The sequence below is a fragment of the Virgibacillus sp. Bac332 genome (genome assembly GCF_003667785.1).
GTDB lineage: Bacteria > Bacillota > Bacilli > Bacillales > Amphibacillaceae > Virgibacillus > Virgibacillus salarius.
Map to the genome: position 1 here is coordinate 1,811,063 of NZ_CP033046.1, position 14,679 is coordinate 1,825,741.

Annotated in this window: 15 protein-coding genes; 10 read left to right on the top strand and 5 right to left on the bottom strand. The window is 37.0% G+C overall.

Going from position 1 to position 14,679, the window contains the following annotated elements:
- Positions 1-188: 188 nt before the first annotated feature.
- Together D9782_RS08670 and D9782_RS08675 are read right to left on the bottom strand one after the other, a co-directional pair.
- Positions 189-1,049 carry a DegV family protein gene (locus D9782_RS08670; RefSeq protein WP_026680347.1) on the bottom strand — a complete coding sequence of 287 codons (861 nt, stop codon included), beginning with the start codon at positions 1,047-1,049 and terminating at the stop codon, positions 189-191.
- A 22-nt stretch (positions 1,050-1,071) separates the two neighbouring features.
- Complete coding sequence (locus D9782_RS08675) at positions 1,072-1,986, bottom strand: DMT family transporter (protein WP_026680348.1); 915 nt, start codon at positions 1,984-1,986, stop codon at positions 1,072-1,074.
- 483 nt (positions 1,987-2,469) lie between these two features.
- Between D9782_RS08675 and D9782_RS08680 the strand changes: the two genes are divergently transcribed.
- The gene (locus D9782_RS08680) at positions 2,470-3,948 is read left to right on the top strand and encodes a degradosome RNA helicase CshA (protein ID WP_026680349.1); all 1,479 of its coding nucleotides are present in this window, start codon (positions 2,470-2,472) and stop codon (positions 3,946-3,948) included.
- Positions 3,949-4,476: 528 nt separating this feature from the next.
- Here D9782_RS08680 and D9782_RS08690 read toward each other — a convergent pair.
- From D9782_RS08690 to D9782_RS08700, 3 genes are all read right to left on the bottom strand, one after another.
- The gene (locus tag D9782_RS08690; protein ID WP_026680351.1) at positions 4,477-5,091 is read right to left on the bottom strand and encodes an HAD family hydrolase; all 615 of its coding nucleotides are present in this window, start codon (positions 5,089-5,091) and stop codon (positions 4,477-4,479) included.
- A gap of 65 nt (positions 5,092-5,156) precedes the next feature.
- On the bottom strand, positions 5,157-6,107 hold the full coding sequence (locus tag D9782_RS08695) for a LacI family DNA-binding transcriptional regulator (protein ID WP_121604535.1): 951 nt from the start codon (positions 6,105-6,107) through the stop codon (positions 5,157-5,159).
- A 91-nt stretch (positions 6,108-6,198) separates the two neighbouring features.
- Positions 6,199-6,972, bottom strand: coding sequence for a rhomboid family intramembrane serine protease (locus D9782_RS08700; RefSeq protein WP_121604536.1), 774 nt, complete (start codon positions 6,970-6,972; stop codon positions 6,199-6,201).
- Positions 6,973-7,219: 247 nt separating this feature from the next.
- On the opposite strand from D9782_RS08700, the gene acpS reads away from it, so the two are divergent.
- From acpS to D9782_RS08745, 9 genes are all read left to right on the top strand, one after another.
- A complete protein-coding gene (gene acpS / locus D9782_RS08705; protein WP_026680354.1) occupies positions 7,220-7,579 on the top strand; it encodes a holo-ACP synthase in 360 nt (119 codons plus the stop codon).
- 59 nt (positions 7,580-7,638) lie between these two features.
- Positions 7,639-9,150, top strand: a complete 1,512-nt coding sequence (locus D9782_RS08710; RefSeq protein ID WP_121604537.1) for an NAD(P)H-hydrate dehydratase — start codon at positions 7,639-7,641, stop codon at positions 9,148-9,150.
- Between the two features lie 57 nt (positions 9,151-9,207).
- The gene (locus tag D9782_RS08715) at positions 9,208-10,224 is read left to right on the top strand and encodes a LolA family protein (protein ID WP_026680356.1); all 1,017 of its coding nucleotides are present in this window, start codon (positions 9,208-9,210) and stop codon (positions 10,222-10,224) included.
- Positions 10,225-10,669: 445 nt separating this feature from the next.
- Positions 10,670-11,788, top strand: coding sequence for an alanine racemase (gene alr / locus D9782_RS08720; protein ID WP_121604538.1), 1,119 nt, complete (start codon positions 10,670-10,672; stop codon positions 11,786-11,788).
- Positions 11,789-11,970: 182 nt separating this feature from the next.
- The gene (locus tag D9782_RS08725) at positions 11,971-12,255 is read left to right on the top strand and encodes a CopG family ribbon-helix-helix protein (RefSeq protein ID WP_121605854.1); all 285 of its coding nucleotides are present in this window, start codon (positions 11,971-11,973) and stop codon (positions 12,253-12,255) included.
- Between the two features lie 4 nt (positions 12,256-12,259).
- Positions 12,260-12,619 carry a type II toxin-antitoxin system PemK/MazF family toxin gene (locus tag D9782_RS08730; protein WP_026680359.1) on the top strand — a complete coding sequence of 120 codons (360 nt, stop codon included), beginning with the start codon at positions 12,260-12,262 and terminating at the stop codon, positions 12,617-12,619.
- Between the two features lie 317 nt (positions 12,620-12,936).
- A complete protein-coding gene (locus D9782_RS08735) occupies positions 12,937-13,806 on the top strand; it encodes an RsbT co-antagonist protein RsbRA (RefSeq protein WP_026680360.1) in 870 nt (289 codons plus the stop codon).
- A gap of 5 nt (positions 13,807-13,811) precedes the next feature.
- Entirely contained in the window at positions 13,812-14,168 is a 357-nt protein-coding gene (locus tag D9782_RS08740; RefSeq protein ID WP_026680361.1) for an STAS domain-containing protein, read from the top strand.
- 5 nt (positions 14,169-14,173) lie between these two features.
- A complete protein-coding gene (locus D9782_RS08745) occupies positions 14,174-14,575 on the top strand; it encodes an anti-sigma regulatory factor (protein ID WP_026680362.1) in 402 nt (133 codons plus the stop codon).
- Positions 14,576-14,679: the final 104 nt, after the last annotated feature.

Genomic DNA, 14,679 nt, shown 5'->3' on the forward strand with positions numbered 1-14,679 from the left:
CTCAGTTACTTCGGACACTTTATCCACATATAACTGGCAGTAATCCCCCAATTTCAAGCAATAAAGTGAAACCACTATTGGGTAATTAGGGGGGCAACTGCCAGTAAATGTCCGATTGGTTCAAAGACCTTTTGGTCATACTCTTGTGGTACTACCAATCAGTGGCAAATCCCTCATCTTATTTTCTATTATTTATTTGTATTAAAAAAGGAGATAACTAATGCTCCTTCCCCGCCATAAGTTGAAATTAACGGACCGGTATCCATGAGATAAGCATCCTTAAAGGGATATTTACTACGTATGTCGGCAAGTACTTTTTTCGCTCTTTCTTCTGCATTACAATGAGACATAGATATTACTTTATCTTCGAAATTTTTTGTGTATTCTCCGATCTGTTCAATAAAACGTCTAATCGATTTTTTATCGCCTCTAACCTTTTCCGTTACTTCGATTGCTCCTTCTTCACTAGCTTTCATTAACAACTTTATATTAAGAGTTTTGGCAATTGTCCCCTTAACCTTATCTAGACGACCACCTAGTACTAAGTTTTCTAATGTCTTGAGCACAAATAATGTAGTTGTATGCTCGACTAGGTAATGTATGTGATCCACAAGCTCTCCAAACGAGTAATTATCTTCTATTTTATTGATTGCTTCGTGAAGTAGAAGAGCGATACCACAAGAGGCTGTTTTCGTATTAATCACTTCAATGATCCGGTCAGGCTCTTCCTCTAACAGCATATTCATTCCCATAACTGCATTTTCATACGTACTGCTTAATCCTTTAGTAAGACTAAGCATAAGTATAGGAGTTTGTTTACTTACTTGTTTATATGCCTCGTAAAAGTCATTTGGACTAGGAGCAGCAGAACGTGGAAGTTCATTCATTTCCTTTATTTTTTTATGAAAAGTTGGTAAGTCTAAATCGACATCGCTTTTGTATTGACCATCACTAAAGTGCAGGTATAACGGTACTTGAATAATCTCTGTTTTACGAAGCAAACGCTGTGGAATATCAGCTCCGCCATCTGTCATTAATTGTATGTGCATGCCTTCACCCATTTCATATAAATTAATCTTGTTGTTCTTTTTTTGCAATGGTTACCTTCTTTTTCTGGTTTGTACTTAAAATGAATAGGAACAATCCAAATAAAACGATGGTACCACCCAGTAATTGAAAGGCGGTTACCTTCTCTTCTAAAATAATATAGGCAAGTATGGAGGCTCCAACTGGTTCAAATACAATTCCCATTGAGATAGTCGCTGTGCTCAGCCATTTTAACGCCCAATTAAACAGGGTATGACCAAGAAAAGTAGGAATGATAGCTAGTGCTAAGAAAACCCACCAATGGTCTGCTGGATATCCAAAAAAAGGATGTTGAAAAGCTAAATTATATAGTATAAGTGTAATGGCGCTAACACTATATACTACAAATGTATAGCTCATCAAAGAAAGGCTTCTTCTAACTCGTTGTCCAAGTAAAAAGTATGCCGTAACCGTTATAGCACCGCCCAATGCCAATATGTCTCCATATAAAGCCATTCCACTTATTTTAAAGTCACCCCAGCTTATGATAATGCTTCCGATTAATGCAATCAACATACTTATTACTGCTCCAGATGAAAAACGTTCCTGAAAAAAGAAATACGTACCTAAAAATGCAAAAATTGGTTGTAAGGATACTAGTACGACAGAACTAGCTACGGAAGTAAAATTTAAGGATTCGAACCATAATATAAAGTGGAAGGCTAAAAAAACTCCTGCAAGAATAGATAGAAGCCAGTCTTTTCTATTTATTAACTTTAATTCATGACGATATTTTAATAAAATGATGGGAGCCATCAATAATACAGCAAATACTAATCGGTAATTGGCTATTATCGAAGCAGGTGCTTGATCAGCAAGCCTGACAAATATAGCAGACGTCGATACAGAAATTACTCCGATTACAACTGCAATGTATGGATTAAATGGAGGAAGACGCATCCCAAACCTCCTTATTTCTATCTTGTATATCTCATTCATTTTATCATGGTATTACTAAAAAATCATTTATCTAATTAGTATCCTTGTGAAAAATATGTTATGATATTGATTGCATGAGTTTACGATTGAGGCCTCTTACCATATAAGGTGAAGCCTTTTTGTACTTTAGGAAGTATAAAAATACATTCTATTAATAGAATATAAATTTTAAGTGATACGATTTGTGTAGATTCCCTTTAAATAAATTTTATAGTGTGTGTTCTTACAAAAGGGCAAGATTGGATCAAGAAGTACAGCCTTTATATGGTTAGTAATATAATGGTCTGAGGAGCAGAATACGATCTGCATACTATTTCATGGACTTTTTGAAGATCCTCTAATACGATGCTGTGAAAGCGGGGACCATAACAAGGACTAAAGTATAGAAGCAACACGGCCTCTTTTACAATAAAATTTTTACACAAAAAAGGAGTAGAGGAATAGGTGACAACATTTAAAGAACTAGGCATCTCAAATCCCATAATGAAAGCATTGGAGAGAATGGGTTTTGAAGAAGCAACCCCAATTCAAGCAGAAACAATACCATTAGCGATACAGGGTAATGACGTTATTGGACAAGCGCAGACAGGAACAGGTAAAACCGCTGCTTTTGGTATTCCTATGATCGAAAAATTGGATGCCAAAGCACGAAAAATCCAAGGGCTAGTTGTAGCCCCGACAAGAGAATTAGCAATTCAAGTAGCGGAAGAACTTAATCGACTTGGAAAATTAAAAGGGGTACGTGCATTTGCGGTATATGGTGGACAGCATATGGACCGTCAAATTCGTTCACTAAAGGATGGTCCCCAAATTGTAGTTGCAACTCCAGGTAGATTACTTGACCATATGCGTAGAAAAACGATACGTACAAATAATATTCAAACTGCTGTCTTAGATGAAGCAGATGAAATGCTAAACATGGGTTTTATTGATGATATTCGCGATATTCTAAAAGGCATACCTGAAGAAAGACAAACACTTCTATTTTCGGCTACGATGCCAAAAGAAATACGTGATATTGCAACAAATTTAATGAAGCAACCTAAAGAGATTAAGATCAAAGCGAAGGAAATGACAGTTGAAAATATTGACCAATATTTTATAGAAATTCCTGAAAAATATAAGTTTGATACGTTGAATAATCATTTAGATATTCATTCACCTGATCTAGCAATCGTATTTAGTCGTACGAAAAAGCGGGTAGATGAAATAACAGAAGGTTTACAAGCAAGAGGTTATCGCGCAGAAGGAATTCATGGTGATTTAACACAAGGGAAACGGATGTCAGTGTTAAACAAGTTTAAGAATGGGCGTGTCGATGTTTTAGTGGCTACGGATGTGGCTGCTAGAGGTCTTGATATATCCGGTGTTACCCATGTATATAATTTTGATATTCCACAGGATCCAGAGAGCTATGTACACCGTATTGGGCGTACAGGTCGTGCAGGTCGTACAGGTGAGGCTATTTCCTTTATTACTCCACGAGAAATGGCACACTTGCAGTTGATCGAGAAAGTAACGAAGAGTAAAATGAAGCGTTTAGTTCCACCGACTAATCATGATGCTCAAAAAGGTCAACAGCAGGTAGCGCTGAAGAAAATTATGGATACGATAGAGAAGAAAGATCTAAAGGATTATCATCAAACTGCTAATCAATTGTTAGAGGAGCACGATTCTGTCTCTGTAATTGCAGCAGCTCTTAAATTGCTTACAAAGGAACGAAAAGATACACCAGTCAAAATATCTTCTGTAGCCCCTGTTAGCGTGAAGAAGGCGCAGCGTTCTAAGGATAATCGTCGATCAAATAATAAACGGTTCTATGGTAAACGTGGTCAAAGCGGTCGTGGTGGCCAAGGAGGGCGCAATCAAGGTGGACGTAATAGAAAGGGAAATTACCAGAAGCGCAGGAATCGTGATTCCTAATCATATCATTACAACTTCTTCGTTGTAAGAAGCTTCAAGCTGTCGAGAAATTTTTTCTCGGCAGCTTTTTAATAACGTGCTAATTTAAATATGGTTGCCTTACAAAAGGTGATGTTTTAGGTGATGCATATGAATATCTGATTGGTTAATTTGCAATGGGATCAGGTGAAAAGGCAGGGGAATTCTATATACGCCACGTCAAGTAGCTTTATCTTCGTTAACTCGCTCCAGTCGCTACGTTTCTAATCGTGCGCTTGCAGAAGATGGTGCAATGCTTTATTTACAACTATGCTTCCACTATTAATTTTGAATTTTTTCGAAGTTTCCCCACTTATAACTGGCAGTAATACCCTCACTTCAAGCAATAAAGTGAAACCAATAGTGGTAAGTAGGTGACTCACTGCCAGTATATGTCTGATGGCTTCAAAGACCATTAGGTCATACCCTTGTGGTACTAACCATTAGTGGGGAATAAACAAAACCCCCAACTTTTTATGTTCCAGTATTAGTTTCTCTATCACGTATTTTCTAAATAGTCTGCTTACAATTTAATAGTTCATTGGGGGTAGTGAATATATAATTTGCATCTTCAAAGCCTTCTTTGGATTTTGCCCCCCAATAGGCTAACCCGAAATCAACACCAGCGGATTTTGCACATCTTAAATCATATACAGAATCACCTATATAGATTGCCTCACTTGCTTTACAATTCAATATTTTAAGTGCTAATTCTAGTGGTTCTGGATTAGGCTTGTGTTTTTCGGTATCATCTGCACAAATAACGGATTGAAAGTGATGAGCAATATTTAATTTTTCAAATCCGGCTTGCAATTCTTTCTTATTTTGAGAAGTTACGATTGCCGTATTTGGAAGTTTGGCAATGACCTCAATCATACCTTGAAATACAGGTACATGTTTCATGAAAGGTTTTTGCTTTTCTAACCAAGTATTGAGTGTGGTTGGAATATCTGCGATCTCAAGGATTTCCAAAGTTCTTAATCCAGGAATCCCGATGGAAAAACGTAACTCTTCAATATCTTTTAGAATTCCGATTTGTCGTAATGTGGATTGTAATGCCTCAAGCCCAATTCTTTCTGAATCAATAATCGTTCCATCTAAATCAAATATAAAGCTTTTATACATGCCTATTCATCTCCCATCTTATGATACATTTATGGTAGATGATGAAATGGATTTCAGGTCAATAGTCAGATTGAAGATCGCCGAATAATATTATATGGAATTTTTATTTTATCACGGGATTTTCTGATAGCAAGCTCAAAAGCCTGCTCGCCAACATGCATTAAATGATGATCTACAGTAGCTAAACCCAGTGCCACCCCTACTGGTTGGTTTTCCTGTCCGATTATTGCCAAATCTTCAGGTACTTTTAAGCCAGAAGATTGCGCATATTGATAAATTCCACCCGCAACCTCGTCGCCGTTGGCATATATAGCACTTGGTTTATTATTAAGGGCGAAGAACCTTTTGGCTGCCTGAAAGCCGTCCTCTAGACAATAGCATTGCGAAATATACGTGCCGGGTCTAAGTTCTCCGAATACTTCTTTATACGCTTGGCAAGTTTGCTGTGTACTAAGACTTTCTTCTCCCCTAGCAGTCGTAAAAGCAACAGAGGAATGCCCCAATTCCTTTAATGTTTGAAAGGCGTCTATATAGGAAGCATATCTGTCAATATAAGAACAGCCTATTTTCTTGAAGTCTGTATATTCACAAGAGATGATGGATCCATAAGTTGTAAACGGTAAGATTTCATCCCACGCATTTGCTTTTGAGGTTATGATGATACTGTCTAGTAATTTATTTTTTAGCATAGCGAGGTATTCCAATTCTTTCTTTTTATCATATTTGGTAGGAAGAACAATGACAGAAAAGTCCATTTTTACTGATCTATGAAGGATTCCTTGTAACATTTGATCAAAAGCTTGATTATTATTATAAGGTAGGATTACTCCAATTATATTTGTTTCTCCGCGAATTAGATCAATCGCATTTTTATTAGGTGTGTAGTTTAAATCGTTAATGACTTTTTGAACGGCGTTTCTTTTTTCCTCAGAAACGTATTTATAATTATTTAGCACTCTCGAAACCGTTGATACGGATACTCCGGCTATCTTTGCAATATCATTAATATTTGTCATTTTTTTCTCCTGTAATAGGTTTGTATAGTTATGAACGATAATCAGAACAGGCCAACCCGAGTACTGAGCGGGTTAGCCTTTTTTAAGATAATTATAAAATTCTACTCATTAATCCAAGAAAAACTAAAATCGCAAAAATAATCCACCAAATATGATTCTTCCATTTTGCTGGAAAGCGTTTTTTATTCCAGCGATTAGGGTCAAATTGGATCGAGTCATCTGAATGATTTCTTCTTGTGGCAACTGTAGCCCAGGGATTATACATTTTTGCGCCTGTCAGTACGATGGGGGCAATCGCGAATCCACCAATAAAACCAAAAATGTGTCCATAAATATTAATGTTTTGACGGATGAATGTCATAATAAGTCCCACGATTACGATCGTTAGTATTATTTGTGAGCTTGTTTGATCAATGAGATGTTTACGGAATGTAACCATAAATATATAAATCCCAAACAAACCAAAGATAGCACCAGATGCACCGACATGGACAAAGGAGAAATCCAATGAGCCGAAGAGATATGTCCCTAAATTGCCAATAAATCCAGCTGCTAAATAAGCAATTATAAATTTTGTTCTACCAAGCATTTGCTCAAGAGCAGGTCCGAATAATACGAGGGAGAATGAATTGAATAATGCATGTGTCAAGTTTACATGAAGGAAAATTGGTGTTATTAGACGCCAATACTCTCCTTGATGAATATAGTAATTGCTACCTGCTCCGAACTGATAGAGCGTGTCACCGAATGGTAACTGTAAAAGATCAATGATTATCCATAATCCAAGATGAATAATAACTAAAGTAGTTACAATAGGATATGCTTGCCTAAATTCTTTTATACTTCTTTCATTTCGTATAAACATTGGACTCCCCCGACTTATACTTTTTTAGAAATAGAATTACTATGGTATTCCATTCGTTATTGTTATTATTATTATTATTGTAATATACGATCATGTATAGTATGACCAATTTTATCGTACTAAAATAATAATTAAAAACATAGTAATTTGCACGAATAGACTGATGCAATAATAAGAGAAGTAATTCGATTGGATTCTTCAGGTGTATTTAACGACTTTAGCCAGTTTGAAAAGGAGTAAGATGTTCATGATCAGAGGAATAGGAATTGATCTTATTGAGTTATATCGTATAGAAAATAGTATGCAGAGAACTCCACGTATAATAGAAAGAATTTTAACTCCGATCGAAAGGGAGAGATTCTATGCTCTCCATAACAAGAGGAGGCAGGTGGAATTTTTAGCTGGTAGATTTGCAGCGAAAGAAGCATTTGCTAAAGCTGTAGGAATAGGCATCGGACGGCTTAGCTTTCAGGATATAGAGATTCAAATTGGAGAGAATGGTGCTCCAATTTTACATGCTAAAGGGTATGGAAAAGAGAAAATATTTTTGTCCATTACACATACGGCTGATTATGCTGCTGCGCAAATTGTGATTGAAGCTCTATAAGGACATGCATAATCGCTCAGGTTGTCTCATATATTTTAGTGCGGGTAGGAGGGAACACATTGTATATTGTCACCGCAAAGGAAATGTACGATATCGATCACTTTGCAATGACCGAAATTGGTTTAGATGGGAAATTGTTAATGGAGAATGCTGGACGAGCTGTTGCTGATCGTGTGACAGCAATTGTTAAGGATACGGACAAGATTTGCGTGCTTGCTGGTTCAGGTAATAATGGTGGAGATGGTTTTGTTATAGCTAGAACACTTCTAGACAAAGGTTATGCTGTTCAGGTACTACAGGTGGTTGCTAATGATAAAATCCTTGGAGATGCGTATTATCATAAACGACTATTTGAAAGGTGCGGAGGCATCATATCCTTATTTGATGGTAAATGTACATCAATGATAACTAGTAATAATGTAATCATTGATGCAATAATTGGCATTGGTTCGAAGGGGATATTACGTGAACCATTAGCATCGTTGGTTCATTATATTAACCGTGAAGCGAAAAAAGTAATTTCTGTAGATATTCCTTCGGGACTACCGGCAGATGAAGGTAAAGGGGAATTTATTTCTATTCAAGCAGACTATACTTTTGTTATAGGTGCGCCGAAGGTCAGTGCGTTTTTGAATCACACCTCTCCTTATTACGGAAAGTGGGAGCCTGTTTCCATTGGTTTACCTTCCCGTGCTTTCAAAACTAACACATCTAGATTCGTATGGGGAATAGATGATGTTCGGAATAGTTTACCTGATCGGAAACCAGATGATCATAAAGGAGAGCTCGGTAAGGGTCTGGTGATAGGAGGGAGTAAGGAGATGCCGGGTGCGCTAGCTATGAGTTTAAAAGCTTCGCTACGAGCTGGAGCGGGTCTCATTACTGGAGCAACTACCGAAGGCGTCATTCGGATGCTTTCTGCTAATTGTATAGAAGCTACCTATAAAGAATTATCTGAAACAAATGGTTTTCTTGATAACCGAACTGATGTAAGTCTAGAAGGCTATCATGCTGTCGCTATAGGAATGGGCATGGGAAGAAGAACGTGTACCGGTGATTTGGTTCGAAGCTTAGTTCATACAGCTGAATGTCCGATTGTGATAGATGCGGATGGCCTATATCATATAAAAGAGGATCTTTTAGATATAGAAAATAGGCGTTATCCAACAGTAATCACACCGCATCCTGGAGAAATGGCAATGCTTTTAGGGATTACTGTAAATGAGTTACTCCTAGAACCATTTAGGTATTCGCGTGAATTCGCTATTAAAAATAACTCCTATGTCGTTCTCAAGGGAATGATTACCATTATTACATCTCCTGAAGGTGAGCAAGTTGTGAATATGTCTGGTAATCCTGGTCTTGCCAAAGGGGGAAGTGGAGATGTGTTAACAGGCATTATCTTAGCAATGATTATGCAGGGACAAATGATTTTTCAAGCGCTGTGTAATGCTTGTTATATTCATGGAAGGTCCGCAGATGAATTAATAAGTGAAAAGCATTCCTATCATGACCTACTCGCTAGTGATGTGATCGATGGGCTTGCGAAGGTATTTCGTATTATTTCTTGAGAGGTATTAGGTGATAACGTTCCCTTTGTTTTTAACTGAGACAAGGGAGATATGTCCATGAAAAGAAAAATTGGCGGTTGGATCATTGTATTTGGCTTCGTACTATTATTATCAGCCTGTGGAGAAAAATCACAGGAGGATGTTGTTGCAGAATTAAAAGACAATTTGGATGAAATGGATGGTTACAAAGCTAAAGCAGAAATGAGTATGAATACCGGCCAGGAGCAGCAAAAGTTCAATATTGATGTTTGGCATAAAAAGGATGATCTCTATCGCGTTGCCTTATCTAACAATGAAGACGAAAAAGGAAATCAGATTATCCTAAAAAATAAAGATGGTGTATTTGTTTTAACGCCTGCATTAAGCAAAAGCTTTAAATTTCAATCAGAATGGCCAGATAATAGCAGTCAACCATATCTTTATCAATCCTTAGTTAAGGATATTGAAAAAGATAAGGAAGCAGCATTTGAAGTGAGTGACTCCCATTATATCTTTAAAACAAAAACAAATTATCAAAGCAACAATAATTTGCCATATCAAGAAATTTACTTTGATAAGAAAACCTTTCAGCCTGTTCAGGTAAATGTACTAGATAAGGATAAGAATGCATTGGTAGAAGTAAAATTTTCGAGCTTTGACAAAAAAGCTACGTTTAAAGACAATGACTTTACTATGAAGAAGAATATGGCGAGTGGAGCAGTAGCTGAGGAAGAGGTTTCTGGAGATGGTGTGGAAGATACACTTACTGTATTTTATCCTTCTTATATGGCAGGATCTGAATTAACAGAGAAAAAAGAAGCCTCAACGGAAGAAGGGGAACGTGTAATTTTGACCTTTGAGGGTGAAAAAAATTTCACGTTGGTCGAAGAAAAATCAAAGGTACAAACGACAATGATGTCTCCAAATGAAGTGAAGGGAGAAATTGTCAATCTAGGATTTGCTGTTGGAGCAATTTCAGCTAACAAGTTAGAGTGGTCTCATAATGGGGTAGACTTCATGTTAGCAAGTGATGAATTAACGAAGCAAGAACTAATTCAGGTTGCTCAATCTGTGCAAAGTAAAGAAGTGAAGTAACATGAAATTCTAACAAGCAGACTCGCAATTACTTGGGGTCTGCTTTTATTTTTGGTTATTTTTAACATAAGTGATCTGATTAAGCGAATGAATTGTAGCTATACTCAAGACGTTCGATTGTGGTTTTACTTCAGGTTTTGCAATTACTCATTATCATAATATTGACATCAACCTCCCCCCAAGAAATAATAGGGGTATTATTATTTTTATCCCTATATAACTGGCAGTAATACCTCCAATTCAAGCGCGATAAAGAGAATCCACTATTGGTAAGTGGGGGATCGACTGTCAGTAAATGTTCGAGGGTTCAATGTCCTTTAGTTCATATCCTTGTGATACGAACTATCAGTGGGGGCTAAACCAACTCACGAACTGATTGAAGTTTCAATTTATATAACCATTAACGTAAGAAACCTCGCGTTATTTGCGAAAGGAGTTAGAGCTAGTGGAATTACATAGATATACTTGGGTTGAAATAGATTTGGAGGCAATTGCATATAATATAAAACAAATAAAACAAAAGCTCCCGATAACAAGTAAAGTAATTGCTGTTGTAAAAGCGGATGGCTACGGTCATGGGAGTATTCCTGTAGCAAAAAAAGCCCTGACAGCTGGAGCGGAAGCGTTAGCTGTGGCATTGCTTGAGGAGGCAATTGAATTACGAAAGGCTCAAATAACAGCGCCGATCTTGGTATTGGGCTGGGTTCCTCCTGAATCAGCTGTTGTAGCAGCCGAACTTGATATTACATTAACCTTTTTTCAACAGGATTGGCTAGATCAAGTAAATAGTTATACACTTGCTAAACCATTAAAGCTTCATTTAAAAGTCGATTCTGGTATGGGGAGGATCGGCATAAGGTCAGAGAAAGAGCTATATTCTATTCTATATGCATTAAATAAAAATAAAAGCATATATTTAACAGGAGTATACACCCATTTTGCAACAGCAGATGAACCAGAGTCAGCTTACTTTTTACAGCAAAAGGAGCGATTTGAAATACTGTTATCGAAACTGAAGCAGCATTGGGCTGGGGAGCTTGATATTCATATAGGCAATAGTGCGAGTGCTATTCGTTTACCAGAAGATATGTACGATTATATTCGATTTGGTATTGCCATGTATGGATTATATCCTTCTAAAGCAGTAAAAGATAAGGGGGAGATAGACTTAAAGCAGGCTTTTTCGTTATACAGCAATCTAGTGCATGTCAAACAAATTGAATCTGGAGATACTGTAAGTTACGGCTGTACGTATACGGCAAATGAAAAAGAATGGATTGGTACAATACCTATTGGATATGGTGATGGGTGGCTGCGAAAAATGCAGGGTTTTTCAGTATTAATCAATGGAAAACGATTACCAATAGTCGGCAGAATTTGCATGGATCAAACCATGGTTCGACTGGACCGCGCTTACCCTGTCGGAACAAAGGTCACATTTATTGGCAGGCAAGACGACACGTTTATTGCAATGGATGAAATCTCCGAGCATGCAGAGACAATTAATTACGAGATTCCTTGTGTAATTAATAAGCGGATTCCACGAATATATAAAGGCCTTTAAGGAAAAGCTCATCATAATTAACTTAATTACATGATATACCACATTTAGAGAAAGAATAAACGACAAAACAAGATATTTTTTGAAAAAAATTAGGGAACCCTTTGCAAATGGGCGAATTCAATGATATCATTAAAAATGACTTTTACAAAGTTCGTTCAACAGTTGGCGGAGGTGTGATGGTTTTGTCAGAGAGCTTACAAGAAGTATTAGTTAAGATACCGAAAAACCTGTTAAATGAGGTGGATGGTCTAATGAAATATGAGAATAGTGATTTAAGTGATTTCATTTGTCAGGCAACTAGAAGCTATCTTCAACACAAAAGAGATGAGCATATCCAACAATTTCGTGAAACGATGCAACGAGGCTATGAAGAAATGGGCCTCATTAATTTAACAATTGCTTCAGAAGCTTTTCAAGCTGAAGAGGAGGCAAAAAATACCTTGGAACGCTCTGTGATCGGGGTGTAACCATTTGATCGTACAAAGAGGCGAAGTATATTTCGCTGACCTTTCCCCTGTTGTTGGATCAGAGCAGGGAGGCGTGCGCCCGGTATTGATCCTGCAAAATGATATCGGGAATCGTTTCAGTCCTACCGTTATTGTCGCAGCAATTACAGCACAAATTCAGAAAGCGAAGCTCCCAACGCATGTGGAGATTAACGCAAAACGTTATGGATTTGATCGGGATTCCGTTATTTTGCTAGAACAAATTAGAACGCTTGATAAACAACGATTAACAGATAAAATAACAAAGTTAGATAAAGAAATGATGAATAAGATTAACCAAGCATTAGAAATCAGTCTAGGGCTGAAAGATATGTATGGTCAATAAAAACACCCTTGTTTATAGAAGAACAAGGGTGTTTTTGCATGCAGAAATACGACATTATTCTTCATACATAATTTTGATCTGTGTTACAATTAACTTTGACAAGACAGGGTTATAAACAAAAAAATAAGTAGCAATGTCAGATGAAAAATTGTTTTATTGCGGGTTAATAGTCAATAAACGTAACTGACATAATTGTATTTAGTTAGCTATAATAAAAGTTTCGTATATTGCTTAGTAACAGTCACTTTGAAGAGAACTTTCACTTTACACCTATAACAATCATTAACAATCATTTAACCATAAATGGGGGTAATCCAATGGACGAGAAATTTAAGAAGATTGCGATTGAAAACAGTGACTCAATTGTACAAATGTGGATGGAAGAAATCAATTCATTGAAAGATGGGAATTATACTTCAAGTATTTCCGATGAATTATTTGAAAGCACCAATAGAGAGTTTGTTAATGTTATCTTTACAAGTATAAAAAATGCAGGGCCACCGAAGGCAGTTGAGAGCTTTTCCGAAAAGATTATTAATCTTGGTTGGCCATTAAGCTATATCACTGATGGTCTACAAGTATTTCGCCGAGTCACTGTAGATTATATTTTAAGTCAATCTGAACAAGTAGACTCTGCTTTTATCTCTAATGTTCTTAAAAGCGTAGATGCATGGGTGGAGCCGTTAATTAGACAATTGGTAAATGAGTATTCTGGTAGCTGGGAGAATATTGTTTCTTTACAGCGAGTCGCTCTTCAGGAACTATCAGCTCCATTAATTCCTGTTATGGATAGTATTACAATTATGCCATTAATTGGAACGATCGATACAGAGCGAGCAAAGTTAATCATGGAGAATTTGTTAGACGGCGTGATTAAGCATAACTCGGAAGTGGTGCTAATTGATATTACTGGTGTTCCTGTTGTAGATACGATGGTTGCGCATCATATTATTCAAGCTGCGGAAGCCGTTCGTTTAATCGGGTCAACATGTATTCTTGTTGGGATTCGCCCAGAAATTGCCCAAACAATTGTAAATCTTGGTATTGATTTAGGGAAGTTTCCGACAAAGAGCTCGCTGAAAAAAGGTTTTAGAAGCGCATTGGAAATAACAAACCGAAAGATAGTTGATTTAGAAACGAAAGAAGAAAGTATTGAAGAATTAATTCAGTCATTGAAAGGGGAGTGAAGGCATTGCGAATACCAATCTTAAAACTCCATAATTATTTATTGATCTCCATTCAGACAGAGATAGATGATCAAACAGCAATTCAATTTCAGGAGGATCTCTTAGATAAAATTCATAAAAGTGGTTCTTCTGGTGTAGTCATTGATTTAACATCCGTCGAAATCATTGATTCATTTATTGCTAAAGTTTTAGGTGATGTGGTTACAATGTCAGATCTTATGGGGGCGAAGGTAGTTTTAACAGGTATTCAGCCAGCAGTTGCAATGACATTAATTGATTTAGGGATTCATTTAAAAAATGTTCCAACTGCATTAAATTTAGAACAAGGCCTTATCAAACTCTACCAGGAATTGGGGGAATAGAGCCTATGAAACCTCAATCTTGCGTAAATATAAAGAAAGAGTGGGATATAGTAGGTGCCAGGCAATTAGGGAGAGATATTGCGAAGAAGGTTGGTTTCGGTATCGTTGATCAAGCGCGGATTGCTACAACAATATCTGAACTGGCTAGGAATATCTACTTATATGCGGAGCATGGACAGATATGTTTCGAAGTTATTGATAACCTTGAGCATAAAGGAATGTGTATGATAGCCATTGATGTCGGTCCAGGCATTGAAGATATTGGTCAGGTAATGGAGGATGGTTATTCTACTTCAGGTGGACTGGGGGCTGGATTACCGGGAGTAAAGCGATTAATGGACGAGTTTGATTTGCAATCAGAAGTCGGGAAAGGTACAAGAATAAAAGCAATAAAGTGGTTAAGATAGTTTTATCCCACATATAACTGGCAGTAAACCCCCATTTCATGCAATAAAGTGAAATTTATATGGAAAGTGGGAGATCGACTGCAGTAAATGTCCAATTGGTTCAA

Coding starts and splice junctions, on each gene's coding strand:
- D9782_RS08670 (WP_026680347.1), bottom strand. CDS start 1,049: ATGCACATACAATTAATGACAGATGGCGGAGCTGATATTCCACAGCGT.
- D9782_RS08675 (WP_026680348.1), bottom strand. CDS start 1,986: ATGCGTCTTCCTCCATTTAATCCATACATTGCAGTTGTAATCGGAGTA.
- D9782_RS08690 (WP_026680351.1), bottom strand. CDS start 5,091: ATGTATAAAAGCTTTATATTTGATTTAGATGGAACGATTATTGATTCA.
- D9782_RS08695 (WP_121604535.1), bottom strand. CDS start 6,107: ATGACAAATATTAATGATATTGCAAAGATAGCCGGAGTATCCGTATCA.
- D9782_RS08700 (WP_121604536.1), bottom strand. CDS start 6,972: ATGTTTATACGAAATGAAAGAAGTATAAAAGAATTTAGGCAAGCATAT.
- acpS (WP_026680354.1), top strand. CDS start 7,220: ATGATCAGAGGAATAGGAATTGATCTTATTGAGTTATATCGTATAGAA.
- D9782_RS08715 (WP_026680356.1), top strand. CDS start 9,208: ATGAAAAGAAAAATTGGCGGTTGGATCATTGTATTTGGCTTCGTACTA.
- D9782_RS08735 (WP_026680360.1), top strand. CDS start 12,937: ATGGACGAGAAATTTAAGAAGATTGCGATTGAAAACAGTGACTCAATT.
- D9782_RS08745 (WP_026680362.1), top strand. CDS start 14,174: ATGAAACCTCAATCTTGCGTAAATATAAAGAAAGAGTGGGATATAGTA.